Genomic DNA, 25904 nt, shown 5'->3' on the forward strand with positions numbered 1-25904 from the left:
GGCGGGTGCCGCGGCGGCGGGAGCGAGGCAGGATGGCGGGATGGGACGGGCGACTGACCGCCGGGGCGTACTCCGGATCGACCTCGACGCGGTGGCCGAGGGCCGCACGCCGGTACGCCGGCCGGACAGCCTCGCCGGGGAGGAACCGCTGGAGATCCGGGTGGGTGCGGCCGGTCCCGGTCGACGTCGGCCGCTGGCCGTGACCATGCGGACGCCCGGGGACGACCTGGACCTGGCGATCGGGTTCCTGCTCACCGAGGGCCTGATCCGGTCGACCGACGACGTGCTCACCGCCCAGCTCTGCGCCGGCACGGACACGCCCAACACGTACAACGTGGTCGACGTCGCGCTCGCACCCGGCGTGCCGGAACCGACCGCGGACCCGGCACGGAACTTCTACACGACCAGCTCGTGCGGGGTGTGCGGGAAGGCGAGCATCGACGCCGTGCGTACCCGGTCGATCTTCGCGGTGACCGACGATCCGCTGCGCGTGCCGGCGGCCGTCCTGGCCGACCTTCCGGAGCGGCTGCGCGCGGCGCAGCGGGGCTTCGACCGCACCGGCGGCCTGCACGCGGCGGGGTTGTTCACCGCCGACGGTGAGCTGGTCGTGCTGCGCGAGGACGTCGGCCGGCACAACGCCGTGGACAAGGTGGTCGGTTGGGCGGTCCGGGAGCGTCGGCTGCCGCTGGCCGGACACGTACTGCTGGTGAGCGGGCGGGCCAGCTTCGAGCTGACCCAGAAAGCCTGGATGGCCGGACTGCCGCTGCTCGCGGCGGTGTCCGCGCCCAGCACCCTCGCCGCGGACCTCGCCGACGAGGCCGGTATCACCCTGGTCGGCTTCCTGCGGGGGCGGACCATGAACGTCTACGCCCACCCGGAGCGGGTCACGACCTGACCCACTCGCCACGCCGCTGTCGGCGTCACGATCCCCAGCGGTCGAGCGCGCCGAACAGCTCGAGACGGGTGGCGGCGTCACGGGCCAGCAGGAAGCCGGCGATGGCGAGGATCCAGCCCAGCGTGCTGCCGGAGGTCCGGGTGATCCAGTCGTTGAGCCGGGCCAGCAGCGGCTCGATCCGCGCAGGCCGCGCCACCCGCGCGGCCAGCAGCACGACCGCGGGCAGCACCATCACCAGGCAGTAGCCGGCGAGCAGGCCGACGACACCGGCCGGTCCCACGCCGGAGGTGGCCAGCAGGCCGACCGCGCCGAGGTACGGCAGCATGGTCGCCACCTCGGCGAGCGCCGCGAACAGGGCCAGCCCGACCAGCCACCGTGCCGAGGCGTCGCCCGCCGTGGCCCGGTCCCGCCAGCGCAGCACACCGCCCGTGCGGGCCTTCCGCTTCCCGCCGTACCGGAAGCTCAGCAGGAACAACCCGACACCGAGTACGAGCTGCGCCCAGAGCACCGGCCGGTTGTCGAGCGCTCCGCCGAGCGCGTCGGCCAGTCGGCTGCCGCCCCAGAACAGGAGCAGGCCGACGACGAAGTAGAAGGCCGCGATGGTGCCGAGGTAGGTCAAGATCCGCCGGACACTGACCGGCCCCGGTGCGAGAAGGAGCCAGACCGGGATGAAGAGGGTGCCGATGCTGGTGCTGTCCACCAGCGCCAGACCGGCGAGGGACAGCAGCAGACCGGCGCTCACGCCGGAACCGTCCGGTGTGCGACCACCTTGAGCATCCTCCGGCCGTTCCAGGGCCGGCGGAACCGCCCGCCGGCACGAACGTCGTACATCGTTCCACGGACTCGCGCGTCCGTCCGGCCCGGCGGCGGCGCTCCGTGGTCGCTCGTCGGTCGGACGGTCAGCGGGGACCACGGTCACTCCTGCGCCGCCGGCGGCGCACCACACCCGGGACACCGATTGCCGGCCAGCCGTCCAGCCGGGCCGGCGGCACACCGTTCCGGAGCAGGTCGTCCAGGAGGCGGGCCAGCGAATGGTCGGGGTGCAGGGCCAGCGTCCGTTCCAGGGCCACCGCCGCCAGGGCGCCCTGGCCCGCTCGCCACGCGGCGAAGGCCAGCAGGGCACCCGGAGCGGCGACGAACTCCGGCTCCGCGCGTCGGAGCACGTCGGCCCAGAGCGCGATGTCCTCGTCCCGACCGTCGGTGCGGGCCCAGGCGAAGTCCCGGACCGTCACGTCGGTCAGGAGCAGGGCGAGCCACGCCACCTCGTCGTCGGTGAGCCGACGCCCCCGCCGCTGTGCGCGCAACGCGAGGCGTACCGCGGCCGTTCCGGCGACCCGTACCGACCGGCCCGACTTCAGGTCGGTGCGCGAGGCCCGGTCGAGCAGGTCGGTGAGGCGGCGTTCGGCCCGTTCCGCCGCCCGCCTCAGGGCGGCGCGGTCGGGCCCCTCGACCGGGGAGACCTGCGCGACGAGGGCGGCGCGGTCGGGCAGGGCGACCTGACCGGCGAAGACCGCCGCCGCGGTGACCGCGCTGGCCGACACGTCATACGGGGTGCCGTCGGGCGGACAGCACTCGGGCTCGGCACAGAGGTACGACCAGTACCGGCCGTCGGTGACCCGGAGGGCGTCGAGGACCGGGATCCCCTCGTCGGCGAGGGCGGCCCGTACCGCGTCGACACCGGGGGTGACCCGCGCCGCCGACCCGTAGCCGAGCACCGTGGCGGTCTCGGCGGCCTGCCGGGCGACCACGACGGCCAGGTGCCGGGCGGGCGTGACCGGGTCGGCGGGACCGGGCAGGTCGAGCCGCGCGGCGAAGGTGACCCGGCGGCCTCGCATCGCCACCACGACCAGGCTGTCGGCCGGGTGGAAGCCGAGCAGGTACGGCACGGCGGCGACGAGGTCGGCGGGGGAACGGACGGCGAGGCGGGGGCCATCGGTCGAGGTCATGTCGGCAGCCTGCGGCCCTGCGGAGCGCTCCGACAGGCCCTGTGGACGACACGCGGGTTGTCCACAGTCACGCAGCGTGTTCTCGCAGCTCACGCCGTTTCACCCGTCGCGACGGTCCGCCCGTCGTCGGTGGCAGGGGTTACGTTGCCTTCCATGGATCTGGCGTACCTGCGGGCGCACCCCGAGCACCTGCCGACGTTCCTGACCCACCAGCGGATCCGGGAGACGCCGGTGTCCGGGGGCGACATCTGCGCCGCCGCACGCCTCACCCTCGACGACGGCCACTCGATCTTCGCGAAGACCTGGCCGGAAACCGCCGCACGGCCGGTGCCGGAGGGCTTCTTCGCCACCGAGGCGGCCGGTCTGCGCTGGCTGCGCGTGGCGGGGACGGTGGCCGTACCGGAGGTGGTGGTGGCACTGCCCGGCCTGCTGGCGCTGGAATGGGTCGATCCGGGCGAGCCGAGTGCGGAGGCCGCCGAGCGGTTCGGTCGGGAGCTGGCCGGGATGCACCGGGCCGGGGCGCCGGCGTTCGGGGCGGAGTGGCCCGGGTTCATCGGCGCGCTCCCGGCGGACAACACCCCGCACGGGGGCCCGTGGTCGAGCTGGTTCGCCGAGCGCCGGCTCCTGCCGTACCTGCGGATGTCGATCGACAACGGCGCGCTGACCGGCGTCGAGAGCGGGGCCGTCGAAAAGGTGGTCGCCCGGATCGGGGACGTCGGCGGGGACGAGCCGCCGGCCCGTATCCACGGCGACCTGTGGGCCGGCAACCTGCTCTGGGGCGACGACGACCGCGTGTGGCTGGTCGACCCGGCGGCGCACGGTGGGCATCGAGAGACCGACCTGGCACAGCTCGCGCTCTTCGGCGGTGTCCCGCACCGGGACCGGATCATCGCCGCCTACGACGAGGCGTGGCCGCTCGCCGACGGATGGCGTCAGCGGGTCGCACTGCACCAACTCCACCTGATGCTCGTGCACACCTCTCTGTTCGGTGGGGCGTACCGCGATGCGGTCGCCCGGACCGCCCGGGAGGCCCTGACCGGGCTCGGGCGCGCTACGGTCGACGGGTGAGCGTCGCCCCGCCGACCGTCGGCGTCCTCGTCGACCGGTACGGCCGCGTCGCCCGGGACCTCCGGGTCTCCCTGACCGACAAGTGCAACCTGCGCTGCACGTACTGCATGCCGGCCGAGGGCCTGCCCTGGCTGGCCGGGCCGCAGCTCCTGAGCGACGACGAGATCATCCGGTTGATCCGGGTGGCGGTGCGGCAGCTCGGGGTGACCGAGGTGCGGTTCACCGGCGGCGAGCCGCTGATCCGGCCCGGTCTGGTGGGCATCGTGGCGGCGGTCGCCGCGCTGGAGCCCCGCCCGCGCATCTCGCTGACCACCAACGGCCTCGGTCTGGACCGGCTCGCAACCACCCTGCGGGCCGCCGGCCTGGACCGGGTGAACGTGTCGCTCGACACGCTGGACCGGAAGCGGTTCACCCGGCTGACCCGGCGGGACCGCCTGCACGACGTCCTCGCCGGGCTGGCCGGCGCGGCGGAGGCCGGGCTCACCCCGGTCAAGGTCAACTCGGTCCTGATGCGGGGTGTCAACGACGACGAGGCACCGGCCCTGTTGCGGTTTGCCCTGGACCACGGCTACGAGCTGCGGTTCATCGAGCAGATGCCACTCGACGCCCAGCACGGCTGGGACCGCACGACGATGGTGACCGCCGACGAGATCCTCGCCGCCCTCGAGCAGGAGTTCACGCTGGTCGCCGACCCGGCCGAGCGCGGCGCGGCGCCGGCCGAGACGTGGCTGGTCGACGGTGGCCCAGCCCGGGTCGGCGTGATCGCGAGCGTGACCCGACCGTTCTGCGGCGACTGCGACCGCACCCGGCTGACCGCCGACGGCCAGATCCGGAACTGCCTCTTCGCCACCGAGGAATCCGATCTGCGCGGCGCGCTGCGGTCCGGGGCGGACGACGCGGAGCTGGCCCGGCGGTGGCAGGCCGCGATGCGGGGCAAGCGGGCGGGCCACGGCATCGACGACCCGGCCTTCCTGCAGCCGGTCCGGCCGATGTCGGCGATCGGGGGCTGAGCGTGGACGACGCACGACCGACCACGACGGAGCGGCCGCAGGCGGCCGGGACGCTGACCGTGCGCTACTTCGCGGGGGCGCGCGCGGCGGCCGGCCGCACCGAGGAGACCGCATCCGCCGGCCGCTGTCTGGACGAAGTCCTCATCGACCTGTCCGCGCGGCACGGCGACCGGCTGGCCGCCGTACTGCGGGCGGCGAGTTTCCTGGTCGACGGCGTCACCTGTCATGATCGTCAAGCACCGCTGCCGGCCGGGGCCACGATCGACGTGCTGCCCCCCTTCGCGGGCGGCTGAGGGAGGCCCACGTGTTGGCGGTAGTCGGGTTCGTGGCCACGCTCGGCCTGATCACCGGCCTGATCCACCTCTATCTCTGGAAGCGGCTGGTGCGGGACACCACCGCGCCGGGGCGCCGGCGGCGGATCGGCGGGATCACCGCGCTGGTGCTGGCGCTGCTCGTGCCGGCGACGATGGCGGGCACCCAGGCCGGCCTCTACTGGCTCGCGTGGCCGGGCTACCTCTGGCTCGCCGTCATGTTCTACCTGCTGGTCCTGCTGGTGGCGTTGGAGATCCCGATGCTGGTGGCCCGGCTGGTGGTGCGCCGCCGGTTGACCGCCGCCGAGCCGACCACGGCCGCGCCCGAGCCGGCCCTGGTCGGGGCCGCCGGCCCCGCCGACCCGCCGGCCACCGGCGCCGTCATCCCGACCGACCACGACCCGGACCGCCGGTTGCTGCTCGCGCGCGGTGCGGCGATCTTCGCGGGCCTCACCGCCACCGGCCTGACCGGGTACGGCATCCGCAACGCTCTCGGCCCGCCGGAGCTGGACCGGGTGCGGATCCCGTTGGCCAAGCTGCCCCGCAGCATGGACGGCCTGCGGATCGCGACGGTCTCCGACATCCACCTCGGCCCGTTGCGCGGGCGGGCGCACACCGAGCGGATCGTGGCCGCGATCAACCGTCTGGACGCCGACATCGTCGCGGTCGTCGGCGACCTGGTCGACGGCTCGGTCGCCGAGCTGGGGTCGGCAGCGGCACCCCTGCGCGACCTGCGCTCCCGCTACGGCAGCTACTTCGTCACCGGCAACCACGAGTACTACTCCGGCGTGGAGGAGTGGGTCCAGGAGGTGGACCGGCTCGGGCTGCGCGTCCTGCAGAACCGGCGAATCGAGATCGCGGCCCGGGGCGGCGTGCTCGACCTGGCCGGCGTCAACGACGCCACGGCCGCGGGCACCGGCGTGGCCGGGCCGCCGGACTATGCGGCCGCGTTGGGCGACCGCGACCCGAGCCGCCCGGTCGTGCTCCTCGCGCACCAGCCGGTCGCCGCGTTCGACGCGGCGAAGTTCGGCGTGGACCTGCAGTTGTCCGGCCACACCCACGGCGGCCAGATGGTCCCGTTCAACTACCTGGTCAAGCTCCAGCAGCCGGTGGTGTCCGGCCTCGGCGAGGTCGACGGCACGAAGGTGTACGTCACCAACGGTGCCGGCTTCTGGGGTCCGCCGGTCCGGGTCGGGGCCAACCCCCAGATCACCCTCGTGGAGCTTCGGTCGGCATAGCGCAGCTCACCTCCGAGCGTGGCGGCCGGGCGGTGTCTCGCCGGTCGTGACAGGATGCGGCGTGCCTCCGTTCAGCGCCGCATCCCCCGGTGGCCTCCCGCCTTTCGTCGCGGACCTGCACATCCACTCCAAGTACTCCCGCGCGTGCAGCCGCGACCTGACCCTGCCGAACCTGGGCTGGTGGGCCCGGCGCAAGGGTGTGGCGGTCCTGGGCACCGGCGACTTCACCCACCCCGCCTGGTACGACCACCTGCGCGAGACGCTGCACCCGGCCGAGCCCGGCCTGCACCGGCTCAGCCCGGAGGCGGAGCGGGACATCGCCCGGCGGCTCCCGCCCCGGCTGGCGAGCGAGGCCGAGACGGACCCGGTGCGCTTCATGCTCAGCGTGGAGATCTCCACGATCTACAAGCGCGACGACCGGACGCGCAAGGTGCACCACCTGATCTACCTGCCGGACCTGGACGCGGTGGCCCGGTTCAACAGCGCGCTGGGGCGGATCGGCAACCTCGGCTCGGACGGCCGGCCGATCCTCGGCCTGGACAGCCGGGACCTGCTGGAGATCACCCTGGAGGCGAGCGCCGACGGCTATCTCGTGCCGGCGCACATCTGGACGCCGTGGTTCTCCGCGCTGGGCTCGAAGTCCGGCTTCGACGCGATCGCCGACTGCTACGCCGACCTCGCCGAGCACATCTTCGCGGTGGAGACCGGCCTCTCGTCCGACCCGGAGATGAACTGGCGGGTCGCCAGCCTGGACCGCTACCGGCTGGTGTCGAACTCCGACGCGCACTCACCGCCCGCCCTGGCCCGCGAGGCGACCGTCTTCGACTCCGCCCGCGACTACTTCGCCATCCGCGAGGCCCTGCGGACCGGGGACGGACTGGCCGGGACGATCGAGTTCTTCCCGGAGGAGGGCAAGTACCACGCCGACGGGCACCGGCTCTGCGGCGTCAACTGGTCGCCGGAGCGGACCCGGGAGGCGGGTGGGCGCTGCCCGGAGTGCGGCAAGCCGCTGACCGTCGGGGTGCTGAGCCGGGTGGAGGAGCTGGCCGACCGCCCGGAGGGACACCGTCCGGGGCACGCCCCGGACGTCACCCACCTGGTGCAGCTCTGCGAGATCCTCGGCGAGATCAACAAGGTGGGCGCCCGGTCGAAGAAGGTCGAGGGGAAGCTCAACGAGCTGGTCGCCGCCCTCGGCCCGGAGCTGGACATCCTCACCCGTACGCCACTGGACGAGATCGACCGGGTCGGCGGCGAGCTGCTCGCCGAGGGGATCGGCCGGCTGCGACGCGGTGACGTACGTCGGGTGCCCGGCTACGACGGCGAGTACGGCGTCATCACCCTCTTCGACCCCGCCGAGCTGAGCGGTCCGGGCACCTCCGCCGCGCAGGAGACGCTGTTCGACGTACCCGTGCCGGCGCAGCGACGCCCCACGGACCCGGTGGGCCCCGCGAAACCCCGGCGCGCGACGGCGGCCGTGAAGGCCACGCCGAAGCGCAAGGCCGCGCCGCCGCCCCCACCCCCGATCGCTCCCCCGCCCTCGCCGCACGAGCCGTTCGAGCCGATGCTGGCCGGCATGGAGGAGGTCGGCACCGGCCTGCTGGACCGGCTGGACGCGATGCAGCGGGTGGCGGCGTCCGCACCGGGCGGGCCGCTGCTGATCGTGGCCGGTCCCGGCACCGGCAAGACCCGCACGCTGACGCACCGGATCGCGTACCTGTGTGCGGAGCTGAACGTCTTCCCGGAGCAGTGCCTGGCGATCACGTTCACCCGGCGGGCCGCCGAGGAGCTGCGACACCGCCTCGACGGGCTGCTCGGGCCGGTCGCCGAGGACGTCACCGTCGGTACGTTCCACTCGCTCGGCCTGGCCGTCCTGCGGGAGAACGCGGCGGCCGCCGGCCTCCCGGCGGACTTCCGGATCGCCGACGACGCGGACCGGGCGGCGGCGCGGAGCGAGGCCGGCGACGACCTGGCCCGCTACACGGCGCTGCTGCGCAAGCAGGACCTGGTCGACCTGGACGAGCTGTTGACCCTGCCGGTGGCGCTGCTGCGCGGCGACCGGAGGCTGGTGGAACGCTACCGGGAGCGCTGGCGCTGGATCTTCGTCGACGAGTACCAGGACGTCGACGCCGTCCAGTACGAGCTGCTGCGGCTGCTCAGCCCCGCCGACGGCAACCTGTGCGCCATCGGGGACCCGGACCAGGCGATCTACTCGTTCCGGGGCGCCGACGTCGGGTACTTCCTGCGCTTCTCGCAGGACTTCACCGACGCCCGGCTGGTCCGGCTCAACCGCAACTACCGCTCCTCGGCGCCGATCCTGGCCGCCGCGGTGCAGGCCATCGCGCCGTCGTCGCTGGTACGCGGCCGGCGACTGGACCCGGCCCGGCTCGACCCGGAGGCCCCGTTGGTCGGCCGCTACTTCGCGGCCTCCGTGGCCGACGAGGCCGACTTCGTCGTCCGTACGGTCGACGAGCTGGTCGGTGGGCTGTCCCACCGCTCGCTCGACTCCGGCCGGATCGACGGCCGGTCCACCACGCTGTCGTTCTCCGACATCGCCGTGCTTTACCGCACCGACTCCCAGGCGGCGCCGATCGTGGACGCCCTGGCCCGGGCGAACATCCCGGTGCAGAAGCGCTCGCACGACCGGCTGCGCGACCGGCCCGGGGTGGCCGCCATCGCACGCGAACTGCGCCACGCCGACGGGCTGGACGGCTCGCTGGCCGCCCGCGTACGCCTCGCCGGGCAGGTGGTCGCGGAGCGCTTCGCGGTGCCGACGCTGGACGGCACCGGCACGGTCCGGCCGGAGGACGTCCGCTCCGCCGTCGACCTGCTGACGCCGCTGGCCCGGCGCTGCGGGGACGACCTGGAGCTGTTCCTGTCCCAGCTCGCCACCGGCGCGGAGGTCGACGCGCTCGACCCGCGCGCCGAGGCGGTCACCCTGCTCACCCTGCACGCCGCGAAGGGCCTGGAGTTCCCGGTGGTGTTCGTGGTCGGCGCGGAGGACGGGCTGCTGCCGCTGCGCTGGCCCGGGTCCGAGCCGGACGCGGACGCGGTCGCCGAGGAACGGCGACTGTTCTTCGTCGGGCTGACCCGCGCCCAGGACCGCCTGTACGTCAGCCACGCGGCACGACGGGTGCGGCACGGGTCGGAGCGCGAGTGCCGGCCGTCGCCGTTCCTCGACGTCATCGACCCCGGGCTGTTCGAGCGCTTCGGCGAGGCCGAACCCCGCCGGCCGAAGGACCGCCAACTCCGCCTCATCTGAGGTGCAAGGAAGGGCCCCTTCTTAACGCCTCGTGTAGAGGAAGGGGCCCTTCTTAACGCCGGCTCAGCGTCGGCGTGGTCGTTCTGTCGTGACCACCAGCGCCACGCCGGCGACGATCACCGCGCCACCGAGCACCACCTGCGGGGTGACCGGCTCCGCCACGAACAGCGCGCCGAGCGCCACCGCCACCACCGGGTTCACGTACGCGTACGTGCTGACCAGCGAGATCGGCGCGTGGTGCAGCAACCACACGTACGCGGTGAACGCGACCAGCGAGCCGGCGACCATGAGGTACGCCAGCGCGAGCCACGAACGGGTGGACACGGCGGCCGGGTCGAAGCCACGGAACTCGCCACGGCCGGCGGCCAGGACGGCGAGCACCGCCGCACCCGCCGCCATCTCGTAGACGGTGGCCACGAACGGGTCGGTGGGCATCCGGATCCGTCCGGACAGGAACGAGCCGACCGACCAGCTCGTCGCCGCGGCGACCACGGTCAGCGCGCCGACGAGCGGAACGGCGTCCGTTCCGCCGGTCGGCAGCACCAGCAGGACCAGGCCGGCGAAGCCCAGCGTCACGCCGACGAACGTCCAGAGCCCCGGCCGGTCGCCGACGGCCGAACGGAGCAGCACCACCAGCAGCGGCACGGTGGCCACCAGCAGCGCGGCGATCCCCGACGGCACCGCGACACCGGGCGGACCGGACTCGGCGAGCACCACCAGGCCGTTGCCGCCGGCCAGCAGCAGCACCCCGACGAGCGCCGCGGACCCGAGCTGCCGCCGGTCCACCCGCAGCGCGCCGGGGCCACGGCGCAGCCGCACCACGATCGCCAGCACGAGGCCCGCGACGGCGAACCGGGCCGCCGCCGAACCGAGCGGTGGCATCGTCTCCACGGCGATCCGGATGCCCAGGTAGGTCGAGCCCCAGAGGACGTAGACCAGCACCAACGCGGTCCAGATCAGAACGGGCGCGGCGGCGGTGCGGTGCGGTCCGGTGGTCGACGGTGGGGACTCGGCGGACGCTGCGGCACTTGGCGGAGGTGAGCTCATCGTGGGACCACGCTACGGTGACGTGGGCGTCGGCGTCCGGTGTTGGTGGCCGGCCTCTCACCACTCGTGCAGGAGGACGTGCATGACGAACTACGGACCACCGGGTGGGGCCGGACCGGAACCCTGGCGGGGGCAGCGACCGGGTGACGGGCACGGCCCGCAGGGCGGCGGATCCCGCCCGGGCGGCTGGGGCGACCCGAACGGCCCGTACCCGCAGCGCCAGGGGAATCCGCCGCCCGCCTACGGGGACGCGCCCTACGGCCCGGGTCAGCCCGGCCACGCCGGCCCCGACCCACGGCCCGGCTACGGCACCGGCGGCCCGCCCGGTTACGGAACCGGCCCGGGCGGCGCGCCCGGCTACGGCCCCGGTCCCGGGGGAGCGCCCGGTTACGGTCCCGGCTACGGCACCGGTCCCGCGTACGGCGAAAGCCCGTACCGCACCGGCGACCAGCCGTACGCGTCGCAGCCGGATCCCGGTTCCGGGCCGTACGCGTACGCCGGCGCGCCCGTACCCCCGCCGGAGCGCAAGCGGTCGCGCGGCCCGGTGATCGCGGTGCTCGCCGCGGTGCTGGCCCTGGTCATCGGCGGCGCGGCGATGCTCTGGCTGCTCGGCCGCGACGACGACCCGACACCGACCGCCGCGCCGACCGAGCCGGCACCCGCCGCCGTCGAGACCACGCAACCGGCCGGCGGGTCGGAGCCGGCGCCGAGCGCGCCGGCACCCGAGTCGTCGGCCGATCCGCGGTTCGCCAAGGCGGGGCAGTGCGTCCGCAACGAGGGGCCGGCCGGTGGAAAGCCGAAGCTGGCGATCAGCGAGTGCGGCCCGAAGACGTACGAGGTGTTGCGGCGGATCGACGGCGCGACCACCGGGGAGAAGGACGCCGCCGCGAAGTGCGCCAAGGTCGAGGGCTACACCAACTGGTACTTCTTCGACAGCGAACTGGACACCCTCGACTTCGTGCTCTGCCTGAAGCAGCGCTGAGCCGTCGCACCCGCCAGGGGGACAGATGACCAACGGTACGCCCGGCCAGCCTGACGACCCGTACCGCCGACCGTCCGACGACCAGCCGATCGATCCGACGCTGCCGCAGTGGGGCCAACCCGCGCGACCGCCGGGCGGGGAGCCGACCGTGCCGCAGTGGGGTCGGCCCGCGCCGGGCGGTGAGCCGCCCACGGCGCCGTTGTGGGGGCAGCCACCGGCGGGTCCGGCGCAGCCGCCGGTCTCCGGCGCGGGCTACCCGCCGCCGGGCCCGTTCCCGCCGGCCGGGCCGACGCCCGCCCCCGGTGCGGGTACGCCCTGGTCCGCTCCGGGCGGGTACCCCACGCCGTCCCCGGTGGCACCCCCGGGGAACCGGCGTGGTGGCCGGATCGCCCTGATCATCGGCTTGGCGGTGCTGCTCCTGCTCTGCCCGTGTCTCGGTCTCGCGGGCTGGGCGGCCTGGCAGGTGGCCGACGACTCCGACGAACCGTCGCTCTCCGCGCCGGCGACCAGCACACCCGCCGATCCGACCGGGGCACCGACGCCCGCGCCGACCACGGCGGAGCCCAGTCCGACCGAGGACGACGAGGTGGAGTTCGCCCGGGGCGACTGCGTGGTCAACGACGGCACCGAGGACGACGCCGAGCTGCGCAAGGTGCCGTGCGGTCCGGGCACGTACGAGGTGCTGCTGCGCATCCCGGCGACCGTCGACGGGGAGCGCTGCGGCACCCGGGCACCCGAGGCGACCGCGAACTACGTGCACGACAACCCGGTCGACCTTCTCGACTACGTGCTCTGCCTCCGGGAACGCTGACCACCAGCCGCCTGATTACCAAAACTAGGGCTGTCTAGCGTGGACGCTAGACAGCCCTAGTTTTATGTCGAGGACGACCGACACGCGGGTAGCACCATCTACGGATGTCTAGCCCGGTGGCTAGACGGCCCGATAGTCTCCGATGCGTGGATCCGGTCCGCAACCCGTACGCCCCGGGCGCCGGCCAGCGCCCGCCCGAACTCGCCGGGCGGGGCCGCGAGCTGGACGTCTTCGACGTCGTGCTGGAACGGATCGCGCGCGGGCGGCCCGAGCGCAGCCTGATGCTCACCGGGCTGCGCGGCGTGGGCAAGACCGTCCTGCTGAACACGCTGCGCTCGCAGGCCATCAACCACCTCTGGGGCACCGGCAAGATCGAGGCCCGCCCCGACCAGTCCCTGCGTCGGCCGGTCGCCGCCGCGCTGCACATGGCGGTTCGCGAGCTGGCGTCCCGGCACCGCGCCCCGGACCGGATCGACGCCTTCCTCGGCGTACTCAAGGCGTTCGCCCAGCGGTCCGCGCCCACCGGCCGGGGCGCCGCCGCACCGAAGCTGCGCGACCGCTGGCAGCCCGGCATCGACGTACCGGCGGCACACGGTCGGGCCGACTCGGGCGACATCGAGATCGACCTGGTCGAGCTGCTGACCGACGCCGCCTCGATCGCCGCCGACGTCGGCACCGGCATCGCCGTCTTCATCGACGAGATGCAGGACCTCGGCCCGGAGGACGTCTCCGCGCTCTGCGCCGCGTGCCACGAGCTGTCCCAGCTGGGCGCACCGCTCATCGTGGTCGGCGCCGGGCTGCCGCACCTCCCGGCCGTGCTCAGTGCCGCCAAGTCGTACTCCGAGCGGCTCTTCCGCTACCAGCGCATCGACCGGCTCGACCGGATCGCCGCCGACCAGGCGCTCTGCGCGCCGGCCGAGCGGGAGGAGGTCGAGTACGAGCAGAAGGCGCTCGACCTGCTGTACGAGAAGTCCGGCGGCTACCCGTACTTCGTCCAGGCGTACGGGAAGGCCACCTGGGACCACGCCCCGCGTTCGCCGATCACCTCCGCCGACGTCCGGGTCGCCGCGCCGGAGGCCGAAGCGGAGCTGGCGGTCGGTTTCTTCGGCTCCCGCTTCGAGCGGGCCACGCCGGCGGAACGCGAGTACATGCGCGCGATGGCGACACTGTCCCTGGTGGAGGGCGAAGCCGACGGAGGTGGACGGGACGACATGGACGCCGCCGTGCCGACCGCCGAGATCGCCCGCGCGCTGGGGCGCAAGCCGGCCAGCCTGTCCCCGGCCCGGGACGCGCTGATCAAGAAGGGCCTCATCTACTCCGGCGAGCGGGGCACGGTGGCCTTCACCGTCCCACACTTCGGCCGCTACCTGCGCACCCAACCGGCCTGACCACCCGTCCGAGGTCGACCGGCACCGGGCGGGTCAGACCTTGGACCACGGCGGCGGGAAGTGGACCTCGCCCCGGGGTGGGGGACCCTCGCCGCTGGTGGTGGGCGGAAGCACGAGTGCCTGCCACGGCTCACCGAGACCGGACCACGGGCTGGTCAGGCCCAGCGCGTCGGCGCGGCTGAAGCCGAAACGCCGGTAGAAGGCAGGGTCACCGAGCACCACGACCAACCGCTCACCCAACTCGGTCGCCGCGTCGAGCACGGCCTGCACCACCGCCGACCCGAGCCCGATCCGCTGCCGGTGCGGTGCGACCGCCACCGGACCGAGCACCACGGCCGGCGCGCTGCGCGCGTCGGACTTCACCCGGACCCGGGTGAGCAGCGCGTAACCGACGACCTCGCCGCCGTACTCGGCGACCATCGCCAGTGGGGGCAGCCACGCGTCACTGCCGCGCAGTTCGTCGACCAGCCCCACCTCGGGTGGGGTGGCGACGTCGGGACGGGCGAAGGCCGCCGCGAGCACCCGACGGACCGCGCCGGTGTCCGCCGGGTCCTCCGGGCGGAGCCGCAGTGTCGTCACGCCGGGCACGTTACCCTTCGTAGCCGTTCCATCCGAGACGGTCGCTCGATTCGGCGTGGCGCGACGTCCACGACGACCGGTCCGGATCGGCGGTTGCACGGGTAGCACAGCTCGCGACGGGGTATGACTGATCCATGAAGCCTGTGCGCTCCCTCGCCCGTGCCATGTTGAGCGGCATCTTCGTGGTAAGCGGGGTGAAGAACTTCCAGAACCCCGGACGGCTGGCCCCCACCGCCAAGCCGGTGACGGACCGCGTCGCGCCTCTGCTCCAGCGGGCGAACCCCCGTATCCCCACCGACACCGAGACGTTGATCCGCGTCAACTCGGCCGTGCAGATCGCCGCCGGGTTGATGATGGCCAACGGGCGCTTCACCCGGCCGGCGGCCCTGGTCCTGGCCGGCACTCTGGTGCCGGTCACCATCGCCGGTCATCCTTTCTGGAGCAGCAACGACCCGGTCGCTCGCAACAACCACCAGATCCACTTCCTCAAGAACGTCGGCCTCTTCGGTGGGTTGCTGCTGGCCGCCGCCGACACCGAGGGCAAGCCCAGTCTGCGGTGGCGGACCGGTCACCGGATCGGCCACTCCCGACGTTCCGTCCAGCGAGCTGTCCGTACCGCCCGCCGCGAGGCCCGGATCGCCGTACGATCAGCGTCGACGGCTCGTCGACTGCCGGGTTGACCTGCGTCGATCCTCCCCTCCACCAGCCGCCACCCCCACCAACGCCGCGAATCTCCTGAACCACCCGGGAGGCGTTAACGCGGCGGAAATGTCAAAAACTTGTGTGGGATCGGACACGGTCGCATAACGCGGGAGGCACAGACGTGGAGGACCGTTCTAGGCTCCGTGCAGGACCTGGACGGGTACGACGACATTGGTACGGGGGTGGCCACACCATGCCGACGACTGTCGGTAGACGGGTGGACCGCCTCGCCCCAGTCCGCCGTGTAACGAGTGGTATCGATCGCAGGACAGTCGTACGGACCGGCATCGTGGCCGCCGTCGTCTACGCCGCATGGCTTGCCATCGGCGCTTTCGGGCGGCCGTACAACTTCTTCGACATGAAGATCTACCACGGTGCGGTGGTGTGGTGGGCGAGCGGCCACGAGCTGTACGACTTCATCGCACCCGGCACCACCCTCGGCTTCACGTACCCGCCGTTCGCCGGTCTGGTCATGTTGCCGATGGCACACCTGCCGGTGGGCGCGGCCGGCGTGGTCAACGCGGCGGCCAGCATCGCCGCCCTGGCCGTCGTCCTGGCCGCCCTGCTCCGGCCGATCGTCGACCGGCTGGGCTGGCCACTGTGGTTCACCGTGGCGGTCGCGACGCCGCTGGCCGTGGCCCTGGAGCCCGGCCGGGAGACCCTCGGCTACGGCCAGGTCAACCTGCTGCTCTTCGCGCTGGTCATCGCCGACCTGGTCGGGCTGCGCTGGCGGGCCCGCCGGGGCACCCACGTCGCCCCCACCGACGGGCTCCTGCTGCGCTTCGTCTACAGCGGCGCCTGGGCGGGTGTGGGCATCGGTCTGGCCACCGCGGTCAAGCTCACCCCCGCGCTGTTCATCCTCTACCTGATGATCACCCGTCAGTGGCGGGCCGCGACGACGGCCATCGGCACGGTGATCACGGTGACCCTGGGCTCGTTCGCCGTCGTCGGCCCCGAGGCTCGCGCCTACTTCGGCGGCGTGCTGTGGCAGACCGAGCGGGTGGGCGCGGCGGACATGACGCCCAACCAGTCGCTCGCCGGCCTGCTGGCGCGGCTGTACGACTCGATCGAGACCCCCGGGCTGCTGTGGCTGTCGTTCGCCCTGCTGATGCTGGCCCTCGGCCTGTCCCGGGCCGCGAACGCGCGGGCCGACGGCGACGAACTGACCGCCTTCACCCTGGTCGGCCTCACCACCAGCGTGATCAGCCCGATCTCCTGGACCCACCACCTCGTGTGGGTCATCCCGGCGATCATCGTGCTGGCCGACGCCGCGGTGCGGCGCCACGAGGCCAGTCGCGGGCCGGCACAGCGGGCCGGCTCCGCGGGGTTGCCCGGCGTCAACGGGCTGCGTTCCCCGATCTGGTACCCGACGCTGACCGGTGTGCGGCACGGCGTCGCGGCGGTGGTCCTCTACCTGCTGTTCCTGATCTCACCGATCTGGCCGTACGAGCACCAGCTTCCCGAGGTGTCGCACTACCAGGACGGCCTGTTCGGTGCGCTGATGGAGAACTCGCTGGCCCTGGCGTTGATCGTGCTGGTCGCCGCGCTGCCGTGGCGCCCGGGGGCGGAGCCCGCCTTCTACGCCGACCGGCTGGGCCGTACGCCGACGTTCCACGGCCGCCGCTGACGCGACACCGACGGATGGGCCGCCCTCAGGGGCAGTTGACCCACTCCTCGGTGCCGTCGGCGAACACCTGCCGCTTCCAGATCGGCAGCCGTGCCTTCACCTCGTCGACCAGCCGCGAGCAGGCGGCGAACGCGGCGGCGCGGTGGGCGGTGCTCACGGCGGCGACCAGGGCCACGTCGCCGACGGCGAGCGGGCCGACGCGATGCGACACCGCCACCGCGTACACGTCGGGATCAGCCGCGATCTCGGCGGCGACCTCGTGCAGGATCCGCTCGGCGGAGGGGTGACCCTCGTACTCCAGGCTGGTGACCGCGCGGCCGTGGTCGTGGTCGCGGACCACGCCCTGGAACGAGACGACCGCACCGGCCCGACGGTCGGCGACCGCCGCCTCGTGCGCGGCCAGGTCCAGCGGCCGGTCGGTCACGGTGCCGAACGTGGTGGCGGGCGCGGTCACCCGGCACGCTCGCCGGACAGCAGGGGCAGCGGCACGACCGGCACCCGGTCGCCCGGTTCGCCGGAGGTGCCGGGGCGGATCACCGCGAAGCCGTCCGCGCCGGCCAGGCCGCGCAGCATCGCCGACCCGACGTGCCGGACCGGGTGGGCGGTGCCGGCGACGCGGTCGAGGCGGACCAGCGCCAGGTGGGTGTAGTCGCCCCGGCCGGGAATCGGCTCGGCGAGCGTGGCGTGCGGCAGGGCGGGCATCGGCCGGCCCGCGAGGCCGGCGAGCAACGGCGCGACCAGCGACACCAGAGCGACGATCGCGGACTGCGGGTTGCCCGGCAGGCCGGCGACGAACCGGACCCGACCGTCCGCACCCACGAGGCGGGCCAGCAGCATCGGAAAGCCGGGGCGCACCGCCACCGTGTTGACCACGTAGTCCGCGCCCAACGCCTCCAGCGCCGGATGCAGGTGGTCGACGGGCCCGTGCATCGTGCCGCCGGTGGTGCAGACCAGGTCGGCGTTGGTGAGCGCACCCCGCAGCGCGGCGACGTGGGCGGGCAGCGTGTCCGCCACCGGACCGACCACCTCGGACGGGCGCACCTGACAGCCGTACCGGCGCAGCCACGCCGGGACCGCCGGGCCGAGCGCGTCGCGGACGCGCCCGGCGGCGGGCGGCCCGGCGGTCAGCAGCTCGTCGCCGAAGACCAGCAGCGCCGCGCGCGGTTGCCGTCGGACCCGCAGGCTGTCGTGCCCGCAGGAGGCGGCCAGGCCGATCAGCGCCGGGTCCACCGGGGTGCCGGCGGGGACAAGCTCCTCCCCGGCGTACGCCTCCTCGCCGGGCTCGCGCCACTCCGGCGCGGTCCGCGGCGTGCCGGCCACGAGACCTTCGGCGGTACGCGTCGACTCCTCGACCCGCAGCACCGCCGTCGTGCCCTCGGGGACCATCGCGCCGGTGGCGATCTCGACGGTCGTGGAGTCCTCGGCGAGCGGGGCGGGGGTGTTGCCGGCCAGCACCTGCCCGACGATCCGCCACGGGCCGGGACCGCGTACCGCCCAGCCGTCGACGCTGGACGTCGGGAAGGCCGGCAGGTCCGTCCGGGTGGTCAGCGGCTCGGCGAGGGTGTGTCCGTCGATCTCGGCGAGGGGGCGGCTCGCGGCGGGAAGCGCGGCGGCCAGGCCGACCGCGTACACCCGGGAGCGCGCCTCGTCCCAACCCGCCGGCGGGGGCGCGGCGACCCGATCGGCGGCCGATGCGGTTTCCGTGCTCACCGGCCGAGCCTAACGGTGCGCCCCGCCGGGCGCTTCCGTTGCCGGGTGGTCGCCGCCGCGGAGCTGGTCGACGGCGTGGGACAGGATCGGCCCGAGCACGGCGAGCCCGTCCCGCGCGCCGCCGGTCGAGCCGGGCAGGTTGACGACCAGCGTCCGGCCGATCACACCGGCCAGCCCCCGGGAGAGCGCCGCCGCCGGGACCTTGTCGCGGCTGTGGGCGCGGATCGCCTCGGCGATCCCGGGGATCTCGTGGTCGAGCAGGGCCCGGGTCACCTCCGGCGTACGGTCGGAGGGGTTGATCCCGGTGCCGCCGCTGGTCACCACGACGTCCACTCCGTCGGCGACGGCGGTCCGCAGCGCCTCGCCCACCGGAGCGCCGTCCGGCACCACCACCGGCTCGTCCACCACACAGCCGAGGTCACGCAGGCCGGCGACGAGGAGGGGACCGCTGGTGTCGGCGTACACCCCGGCGGACGCCCGGTTGGAGGCCACGACCACCCGCGCCCGGATCACGGCCGGTCCTCCGGTCGGACCCACTCGCCGGTCTTGCCACCGGTCTTGCGGAGCACCCGGACGGCGTCCACGCTCGCCGCCGGATCGACGGCCTTCACCATGTCGACCAGCGCCAGGCCGGCGACCGCCACGGCGGTCAGGGCCTCCATCTCCACGCCGGTCCGATCGGCCGTGCGGGCCGTCGCGGTGATCTCGACGGTGTCGGCGGTGAGCGTCAGGTCGACGGTGACGCCGTGCAACGCGATGGGGTGGCACAGCGGGATGAGGTCCGGCGTGCGCTTCGCGCCCATGATGCCGGCCAACCGGCCCACGGCGAGCGCGTCGCCCTTCGGCAGGCCGTCCCGGCGCAGCAGGTCGACCACCTCGGCCGTGGTGCGCAGGCGACCGGCGGCCACGGCCGACCGGCCGCTGACCTCCTTGGCGGACACGTCGACCATCCGGGCCGCGCCGGCCGGGTCGACGTGGGTGAGCTGGGCGGGATCCGTCACGGTCGGGAGCCTATCTTTCCGGTACGACGCATCCGCCGCTGTGCTCGGGAGGAGCGGCGCCTCGGAACCACGCCGTGGTGCTCCGGCGCCGCCCCTCCCTCACCGTCCCGCCACGCGGGTCTGCTGGGGGGAGCCCTCGCGGCGGGTGTCTCGACGACGAAGGTCCTGTGCTGGGTCAGGACCTCCCCCGTTTCGTCGAACCCGGCCGACGCTAGCGGGGGCGGCGATAAGAAATCGATAAGCGCTCAGCCGGTTGCGGCCGGGGCCACCCTCGCGGTTTCGGCCAGGCGCCGCTCCACCTCGAAGCACTCCGGCACACCCATCCGGCGGAAGATCGCCAACGCACGCTCCCAGTGCCGCCGCGCCTCGGCGGGGTCGGTGGTCACGAAGTGCTCGGCGAGACCGGCCAGTGCCCGCCCCTGCTCGTAGGGGTGGGAGATCCGGGTCGCGACCCGGAGGGCCGCGTGGAACATCCCGGCGGACCTCCGGTCGTCCCCCGACTGGGCAAGGCTCAGCCCCAACTCGTTCAGGGCCGCCGCTTCGACATGGCTCTCTCCCGAGTCCATCGCCAACTGCAGTGCATGTTCCTGCTCCCGGATCGCGGCGGAGATCTGGCCGAGACCGCGGAGAGCGACGCCGAGGTCGTTCCGCACCTCAGCCTCCGCGTACCGGTGCCCCGTTCGTTCCCTGAGCGCCACCGACGCTCGAAGAAGGGGAACCGCGGCGGCGTGGTGCCCCATCCTCGTCTTGACGGCACCGATGTGGCCGAGCGCGTTCAAGATGTGGAAGTAGTCGCCGTTGACACGTGCCCGAAACAGATGCAAGCGGTGGATGTGCAGTGCCTTCTCATGGCGTCCCAGAGTTCCGAGCGCCAAGCCGAGGTTGGTCAACTCACTCGGCACCTCATGGTTGTTGTATCCCCCGCTGTCACGCATCGCCGCCTCACCGACCTCGACCGCCTCGTGCAGATCGCCGCGAAGCCAGTACACGGCCACGAGATTGGCACGGAAACGGAAGAGGTTCGACCGGTCGCCCTGTCGCTCGCATGCCGCGACAGCGGCGGCCAGGTGGTCGAGCGCACCTTGGTAGTTGCCCGTCCGCACGAGGGCGGAAGCCAGATAGTTGTTCATCAGCGCCGTCCCGGCAAGGTCGTCCACAGCCTCCGCGGCGGAGAGGCCATGACCATGGGTCGCGATGATGTCCTCGAAGTAGGCGCGGATGTAGCAGAAGCGCCAGACCGCCCGCGCCAACTGCCAGGCATAGCGGTGATGGCCGTTCTCACCGGCGGAAGCGACGAGAGCGACGATGTTGGGCCGTTCGTCTTCGAACCAGTCGACCGCCTGCCCATCCATCGGGCCGACAAGATCGGAACGGTAGGGGGCGGCGACAGGAACCTGCCTCCGCACCAGGCCCGACTCCAACACGTCCGCGGCAGTGAGAGCCGAGTGCAGGACGAAGTCCAGGAGTTGCACGCGAGCCGCCTCGCGACTGTCGGACCCGTCCGTCGCCAGCGACAGTTCGACCGAGTACCGGCGGATCAGATCATGCATCCGGTAACGGCCGCTCCGGGCCTCCTCCACCAGGTGGCAGTCGACCAGTTCGTCCAGGATTCGGGCGGCGGTCGGCGCGGCCTCACCAGCCAGCGCCGCTGCCATGGGCACGGTGAAGTGCGGGCCGGGGTGCACCGACAACAGACGGAACAGGCGCTTGACTGGCGAGCTGAGCGGCTCGTACGACGTCGCGAACGCCCCCGCGACCGTTCGCTCCCGTACCGCCAGGTGGCCCAGGTGACTGGTGGTGTCGTCCAACAGTCGCGCCAGATCGCCGACCCGCCAAGCGGGACGGTGCGCGAGGCGTGCACCGGCAAGTCGGATCGCCAGGGGAAGGAAGCCGCACTTCCGCACCACGGCTGCCGCAGTCTCGGGCTCCGCGGCCACCCTGTCCCGACCCGCCGCCGATTCGAGTAGGGCCAACCCTTCCGTCGGTGTCAACAGCGGAAGCGCACACGGCGGGCTGACGTCCAGACCGTCGAGCCTCCGCCGGGTCGTCACGATCACCACCGCCCCAGGCTCCGACGGGAGCAGAGGGAGAACCTGGTCGGTGGTCGCCGCGTTGTCGAGCACGACCACGCACCGGCGGTGTGCCAGTTCGCGGCGCCACAGTTCCGCACGGTAGTCCTGCTCCGCTGGGATCCTGGCGCTGGGGACTCCAAGCTGCCGTAGCAGGGTGCCCAGCGCGGCGACGGGGGCGACCGCGCCGCTGTCACCATGGCCGCGCAGGTCGATGAAGAGCGCGGCGTCGGGAAAGCTCGGCCTCAGCAGACGTGCCAGATGCACGGCGGTCGTGGTCTTGCCACTACCGGCCATACCTTCGATGACGTGCACCGGCGTGGTGCGGGCCGCAAGCCGTCGGGTCTCGGCCGTCAACCGGACCAGGATTTCCGCTCGACCTACGAAGTAGGGCACGGGTCGAGGCAACCAGGAGGCCGGCGCCGGCCGCCGGGTGTCGCTGGTGGGCGTGGCCGGACGTAGCGGGCCGGTGTTGTTCCCCGGTTCCATCACGGGGGCCGGCGTTTGCCCTCCTTCCATCACCAGCCGGTGCACCCTCCGCAGTTCGGCACCGGGCTCGATCCCGAGCTTCTCAGCCAAAGCCGTCCGGGCGGATTCATAGGCGGCGAGTGCACCCGGGTGGTCGCCGCGAGCGTGCATCGCGCGGACGAGGAGGACGTGAGCCGGCTCGCGCAAGGGATCGAGGGCGAGGGCCTCCCGGAGAACGGGAACAGCCGTCTCCGGGCGTTCCAACGCAATCCTCAGCTCAGCGAGGAGTTCCACCGTGGTCAACCGCTGTTCCTGAGCGCTGACGACGCTCATGCTGAGAAGAGGGCCCAGCGGCACACCCGCGAGCATCCGTCCGCGCCACCGGCCCAGAGCCCGGGATGCCAGTTCCTCGGCCTGCTCCAGGTTGCCTCGACGAGCCGACTCGCGAGCCTCAGCGCTCTCGGCGGTGAACTCCAGCAGATCCACGCGAAATGCCCCAGGGCGCAGCCGATAGCCGTCGCCCTCCCTGAGGACGAGGCTCGGGCCGTTTCCGGCGGCCTCGAACGTCCGTCGAAGGTTGGCCGCGTACGTACGGACGTTCGGGACCGCCGATTTCGGGGGATCCTCCGGCCACAACTCGTCCACCAGTTCGTCGATCGTGACCAGCCGGCCGGCCTGAACGGCCAGGAGCGCAAGAACCGTCTTCTGCTTGGGCGTGCCCAGGGCCGGGTGAGCGCCCGACGTCCGAACAGCCAACTCGCCCAAAACCTTGATTTCCACCGGTCCCCCGACCGCGGTTCGTCAGTAGTACAGCCGATCGACCCTGAACATTAGCGAGTCCGCAGGGTAGACCGAACTACGGATACGGCGGAGCTACGAGACCATGACAATGAAGAGCAAGCGGCACGTTGAGCAGGCCGGAGCCCATGGCGACGTGCCGCGACAACGCGATCGCGTACGGCAGCCGCCGATAGCGATCCGCAAAGGCGCGATGGACAGAGCGTAGTATAACCTCCCAGGCTTGGCTAATGTTGCGCATAAGGACATATATTCCTTCAAATCGTTTCCACTCGGCTTTAGGCTCCTAATCAGGAGCAAAGCAGCCCGGATTTACCACCGAGCCAGTGGAAGCGGAAGGAGTAACACGATGCGCGGCACCGAGTGGCACTGAATTTTCGGCACTTCAACAGGCATAGATTTCGGGTAAGCTCCATCGCGCGAGGTGCAACGGCCGTGACGGAGCCGAATGAATCGAGCCACAGTGCGACGTGACACTGAGACCGATCGGCGCCTCACGACGCTTGTCGGTCTCGTCGTCGTTTTCGCCTCGGTCGCGGCGCTCGTGTCGGCGTTCCTGTTCATCGAGAACCCGCCCCGGTCGATCCGAGATGGCGCGACACTCACCGCCCTGATCTTCATCGTTGCGCTCAGCGTGATCGTCAAGGTGCCCGTGAGAATCCGCTCCACCACAGTGGCGACAGCCTGGGTGGAGACCGCCATCGTGGTCGGAGTGGTGGTGGCGCCTCCGGCGTGGGTGGTGCTCAGCACCGGGGCAGGGGTGGCAGTCGCGTCGGTCCTGATTGGCCTGCCCCTCATCAAGACCGCCTTCGGTGTCAGCAAGAACATGATCGTGGCCGGTGGAGCGGGAGCAACCGCATCCGTCCTAGGTTCGCACTGGCCTCCGACCGGTCTCTGGGATCTTCTCCTGGAGCTCGCCGCCGCCTATCTGGTCGCGGCCGTACTCGACGACCTACTGGCCACACCGGTCATCGCGGTGGCCTCCGGCACGACGATCCACCGACAGTTCCACAGCAACCTCGACCTCCGGCTCGGGGGCTTCGCCGTACGATTCGTCGTTGCCGCCTTCACCGTGGCGGTCCTTGAGGCCGACAGTCGCTTCCTGCTCGCCGTACCACCACTCGTGCTCAGCCTGCACCTCGCCTACTCGACCCGCTTCCGCACCCGCACCGAGCAACAGGCGTGGCAGCGACTCGCCCGCACCACCGACGCCCTCAACGTCGTCGACCTGGACACGGTCCTCACCACCGCCGTCACCCAGGCCGCCGAGCTCTTCTCCGCCGACGAGGTGGAGATCGAGCTGCGCCACGGCGGCCGGACCGTCCGCGGCGGGGCCGGCGGCATCACCCACGACGGCCCGGCCGGGGAGCCGGACACGGTGGAAGGAACCGTTCTGGACACCCCGCTCGAGGGGCACGACCGTACGGCCGACGTCGGCGTGCTGCGCCTGCGCTTCCGCGGGCCGGTGCAACTCTCCGAGCGGGAGCAGTACACCCTGCGTACCTTCGCCTCCGCCCTCTGCACCGCGGTCCGCAACGCGCAGGCGTACGCCGAGCTGGCCCGGGTCGCCGAGGAGCACGCCTACGCGGCCACCCACGACGCGCTGACCGGCCTCGCCAACCGTCGGCATCTGCTCGACCAGGGCACCGAGCAGCTCAGCAGCCGCCACGCCGAGGGTGTGACCGCGCTCGTGCTGATCGACCTCAACCACTTCAAGGAGGTCAACGACACGCTCGGGCACGCCGCCGGCGACCAGGTGCTCGTGCAGGTCGCCGGACGCCTGGACGCCGCCGCGCAGGACGGGGACCTGGTGGCCCGGCTGGGCGGCGACGAGTTCGCCGTGCTCCTGCGTGGCCTGCCCGCCCCGGCGGTGGCCGCCCATCGGGCGGAGTCGCTGCTGGCGGTGCTGCACGAGCCGTTCGACCTGGACGGCATGCGGATCAGCGTGGAGGCGAGCGGCGGCATCGCCACCGCCCCGGCCAGCGGGGGGATGGCCGAGCTGCTGCGCCGCGCGGACGTGGCGATGTACCAGGCCAAGCGGGCCGGCCAGCGGATCTCCACGTACGCGCCGACCCGGGACACCGCCGACATCGGCCGGCTGACCCTCGGCGGTGACCTGTCCCGCGCGGTCGCCGACCACGAGTTCACGGTGAACTTCCAGCCCATCGTCGACCTGGGCACCGGCGTGGTGATCGGCGCCGAGGCACTGGCCCGCTGGCACCACCCCACCCACGGCGTGATCGACCCGCTGCGGTTCCTGGAGGCCGTGGAACGATCGGGCCTGCTCCCGGCCTTCACCGAGGCGATCCTCGACCAGGCCCTGATCGCCGCGGGCAACTGGCGGGAGGCCGGCTTCGACGTACCGGTGGCGGTCAACGTCTGCCCCCGCAGCCTCCTCGACGCCCGCTTCCCCGGCTCCGTGCTGGCCCGCCTGCGCGCCCACGACCTGCCACCGGACCGGCTGGTGCTGGAGCTGACGGAGACGCTCACCCTCAGCCAGCTCGACGTCGTCGACCGTGTACTCAGCCGGCTCCGCGACGAGGGCGTACGGCTGGCCCTGGACGACTTCGGCACCGGCTACTCGTCGCTGTCGCTGCTGTCCCGCATCCCCGTGCACGAGCTGAAGATCGACCGGAGCTTCGTCACCGCCATGGAGACCTCCGCCGAGGCCGCCGCCGTGATCCGGTCCACCCTCGACCTGGGCCGCAGCCTCGACCTCACCGTCGTCGCCGAGGGCGTGGAGAACGAGCCGCAGCGCCGCGCCCTCTGGGAACTGGGCTGCACCGCCGGCCAGGGCCACCTCTTCGCCCGGCCGATGCCCGCCGGGACCCTCCTCGCCACGCTCCGCCGCGGTGCCGGGGGCAGCCCGGGCGTCCTCGTCCCGCCTCTGCACGACAGCGGGGCGGTGATCCGGCTGGCCCCCGGCCGCCGCCCGGCCACGCGCGGCCGCGCCGACCGGCACCTGCCCGCCTGACCGCGCCACCGCCGGCGCCCT

General features: G+C 73.0%; 20 protein-coding genes and 1 pseudogene. 12 read left to right on the top strand and 9 right to left on the bottom strand.

Annotation, left to right across the window (positions count from 1 at the left end):
• The first annotated feature begins 40 nt into the window (after positions 1-40).
• Positions 41-895: a formate dehydrogenase accessory sulfurtransferase FdhD gene (gene fdhD / locus ACTMSW_RS23770; protein WP_441182890.1), complete on the top strand. Its 855-nt coding sequence runs from the start codon at positions 41-43 to the stop codon at positions 893-895.
• 25 nt (positions 896-920) lie between these two features.
• On the opposite strand, the gene ACTMSW_RS23775 is transcribed toward fdhD, so the two are convergent.
• Together ACTMSW_RS23775 and ACTMSW_RS23780 are read right to left on the bottom strand one after the other, a co-directional pair.
• Positions 921-1637: a GAP family protein gene (locus tag ACTMSW_RS23775; protein ID WP_441182891.1), complete on the bottom strand. Its 717-nt coding sequence runs from the start codon at positions 1635-1637 to the stop codon at positions 921-923.
• Positions 1638-1794: 157 nt separating this feature from the next.
• Positions 1795-2841 carry a DUF4192 domain-containing protein gene (locus ACTMSW_RS23780; RefSeq protein ID WP_441182892.1) on the bottom strand — a complete coding sequence of 349 codons (1047 nt, stop codon included), beginning with the start codon at positions 2839-2841 and terminating at the stop codon, positions 1795-1797.
• 153 nt (positions 2842-2994) lie between these two features.
• Between ACTMSW_RS23780 and ACTMSW_RS23785 the strand changes: the two genes are divergently transcribed.
• The 5 genes from ACTMSW_RS23785 (at position 2995) to ACTMSW_RS23805 (ending at position 9727) form a co-directional block, all read left to right on the top strand.
• Complete coding sequence (locus ACTMSW_RS23785) at positions 2995-3909, top strand: fructosamine kinase family protein (RefSeq protein ID WP_441182893.1); 915 nt, start codon at positions 2995-2997, stop codon at positions 3907-3909.
• Complete coding sequence (gene moaA, locus ACTMSW_RS23790) at positions 3906-4919, top strand: GTP 3',8-cyclase MoaA (RefSeq protein WP_441182894.1); 1014 nt, start codon at positions 3906-3908, stop codon at positions 4917-4919. The genes ACTMSW_RS23785 and moaA overlap by 4 nt, the downstream gene beginning before the upstream one ends.
• Before the next feature lie 2 nt (positions 4920-4921).
• Positions 4922-5212, top strand: a complete 291-nt coding sequence (locus ACTMSW_RS23795) for a MoaD/ThiS family protein (protein ID WP_441182895.1) — start codon at positions 4922-4924, stop codon at positions 5210-5212.
• An 11-nt stretch (positions 5213-5223) separates the two neighbouring features.
• A complete protein-coding gene (locus ACTMSW_RS23800) occupies positions 5224-6468 on the top strand; it encodes a metallophosphoesterase (protein WP_441182896.1) in 1245 nt (414 codons plus the stop codon).
• A gap of 61 nt (positions 6469-6529) precedes the next feature.
• Positions 6530-9727: a UvrD-helicase domain-containing protein gene (locus ACTMSW_RS23805; RefSeq protein WP_441182897.1), complete on the top strand. Its 3198-nt coding sequence runs from the start codon at positions 6530-6532 to the stop codon at positions 9725-9727.
• 63 nt (positions 9728-9790) lie between these two features.
• Here the strand turns inward: ACTMSW_RS23805 and ACTMSW_RS23810 are convergent, their stop codons facing one another.
• Entirely contained in the window at positions 9791-10774 is a 984-nt protein-coding gene (locus ACTMSW_RS23810) for an EamA family transporter (RefSeq protein WP_441182898.1), read from the bottom strand.
• 700 nt (positions 10775-11474) lie between these two features.
• On the opposite strand from ACTMSW_RS23810, the pseudogene ACTMSW_RS23815 reads away from it, so the two are divergent.
• The 3 genes and pseudogenes from ACTMSW_RS23815 to ACTMSW_RS23825 form a co-directional block, all read left to right on the top strand.
• Positions 11475-11756: pseudogene (locus tag ACTMSW_RS23815) on the top strand (LppU/SCO3897 family protein); the annotation flags it as partial.
• A 391-nt stretch (positions 11757-12147) separates the two neighbouring features.
• A complete protein-coding gene (locus ACTMSW_RS23820; RefSeq protein WP_441182960.1) occupies positions 12148-12567 on the top strand; it encodes an LppU/SCO3897 family protein in 420 nt (139 codons plus the stop codon).
• A 146-nt stretch (positions 12568-12713) separates the two neighbouring features.
• On the top strand, positions 12714-13955 hold the full coding sequence (locus ACTMSW_RS23825; protein WP_441182899.1) for an AAA family ATPase: 1242 nt from the start codon (positions 12714-12716) through the stop codon (positions 13953-13955).
• A gap of 33 nt (positions 13956-13988) precedes the next feature.
• Here the strand turns inward: ACTMSW_RS23825 and ACTMSW_RS23830 are convergent, their stop codons facing one another.
• Entirely contained in the window at positions 13989-14543 is a 555-nt protein-coding gene (locus ACTMSW_RS23830) for a GNAT family N-acetyltransferase (RefSeq protein WP_441182900.1), read from the bottom strand.
• A gap of 125 nt (positions 14544-14668) precedes the next feature.
• On the opposite strand from ACTMSW_RS23830, the gene ACTMSW_RS23835 reads away from it, so the two are divergent.
• Both ACTMSW_RS23835 and ACTMSW_RS23840 read left to right on the top strand, forming a co-directional pair.
• Entirely contained in the window at positions 14669-15214 is a 546-nt protein-coding gene (locus tag ACTMSW_RS23835; RefSeq protein WP_441182901.1) for a DoxX family protein, read from the top strand.
• 215 nt (positions 15215-15429) lie between these two features.
• Complete coding sequence (locus ACTMSW_RS23840) at positions 15430-16863, top strand: glycosyltransferase 87 family protein (RefSeq protein WP_441182902.1); 1434 nt, start codon at positions 15430-15432, stop codon at positions 16861-16863.
• 25 nt (positions 16864-16888) lie between these two features.
• Here the strand turns inward: ACTMSW_RS23840 and ACTMSW_RS23845 are convergent, their stop codons facing one another.
• From ACTMSW_RS23845 to ACTMSW_RS23865, 5 genes are all read right to left on the bottom strand, one after another.
• Positions 16889-17317 carry a molybdenum cofactor biosynthesis protein MoaE gene (locus ACTMSW_RS23845; protein ID WP_441182903.1) on the bottom strand — a complete coding sequence of 143 codons (429 nt, stop codon included), beginning with the start codon at positions 17315-17317 and terminating at the stop codon, positions 16889-16891.
• Entirely contained in the window at positions 17314-18573 is a 1260-nt protein-coding gene (locus tag ACTMSW_RS23850; RefSeq protein ID WP_441182904.1) for a molybdopterin molybdotransferase MoeA, read from the bottom strand. The genes ACTMSW_RS23845 and ACTMSW_RS23850 overlap by 4 nt, the downstream gene beginning before the upstream one ends.
• A 9-nt stretch (positions 18574-18582) precedes the next feature.
• Entirely contained in the window at positions 18583-19086 is a 504-nt protein-coding gene (locus ACTMSW_RS23855) for a MogA/MoaB family molybdenum cofactor biosynthesis protein (protein ID WP_441182905.1), read from the bottom strand.
• Positions 19083-19574: a cyclic pyranopterin monophosphate synthase MoaC gene (gene moaC, locus ACTMSW_RS23860; RefSeq protein WP_441182906.1), complete on the bottom strand. Its 492-nt coding sequence runs from the start codon at positions 19572-19574 to the stop codon at positions 19083-19085. The genes ACTMSW_RS23855 and moaC overlap by 4 nt, the downstream gene beginning before the upstream one ends.
• 245 nt (positions 19575-19819) lie before the next feature.
• The gene (locus ACTMSW_RS23865) at positions 19820-22891 is read right to left on the bottom strand and encodes an AfsR/SARP family transcriptional regulator (RefSeq protein WP_441182907.1); all 3072 of its coding nucleotides are present in this window, start codon (positions 22889-22891) and stop codon (positions 19820-19822) included.
• 466 nt (positions 22892-23357) lie between these two features.
• On the opposite strand from ACTMSW_RS23865, the gene ACTMSW_RS23870 reads away from it, so the two are divergent.
• Positions 23358-25883, top strand: a complete 2526-nt coding sequence (locus tag ACTMSW_RS23870; protein WP_441182908.1) for a putative bifunctional diguanylate cyclase/phosphodiesterase — start codon at positions 23358-23360, stop codon at positions 25881-25883.
• Positions 25884-25904 lie beyond the last annotated feature (21 nt).

Source organism: Micromonospora sp. BQ11, from assembly GCF_052068135.1.
Classification (GTDB): Bacteria; Actinomycetota; Actinomycetes; order Mycobacteriales; family Micromonosporaceae; genus Micromonospora.

Excerpts from the sequence above, each read along its gene's own strand:
- ACTMSW_RS23870 (WP_441182908.1), top strand. The coding sequence starts at position 23,358 with ATGAATCGAGCCACAGTGCGACGTGACACTGAGACCGATCGGCGCCTC.
- ACTMSW_RS23780 (WP_441182892.1), bottom strand. The coding sequence starts at position 2,841 with ATGACCTCGACCGATGGCCCCCGCCTCGCCGTCCGTTCCCCCGCCGAC.
- ACTMSW_RS23810 (WP_441182898.1), bottom strand. The coding sequence starts at position 10,774 with ATGAGCTCACCTCCGCCAAGTGCCGCAGCGTCCGCCGAGTCCCCACCG.
- fdhD (WP_441182890.1), top strand. The coding sequence starts at position 41 with ATGGGACGGGCGACTGACCGCCGGGGCGTACTCCGGATCGACCTCGAC.
- ACTMSW_RS23835 (WP_441182901.1), top strand. The coding sequence starts at position 14,669 with ATGAAGCCTGTGCGCTCCCTCGCCCGTGCCATGTTGAGCGGCATCTTC.
- ACTMSW_RS23840 (WP_441182902.1), top strand. The coding sequence starts at position 15,430 with ATGCCGACGACTGTCGGTAGACGGGTGGACCGCCTCGCCCCAGTCCGC.
- ACTMSW_RS23785 (WP_441182893.1), top strand. The coding sequence starts at position 2,995 with ATGGATCTGGCGTACCTGCGGGCGCACCCCGAGCACCTGCCGACGTTC.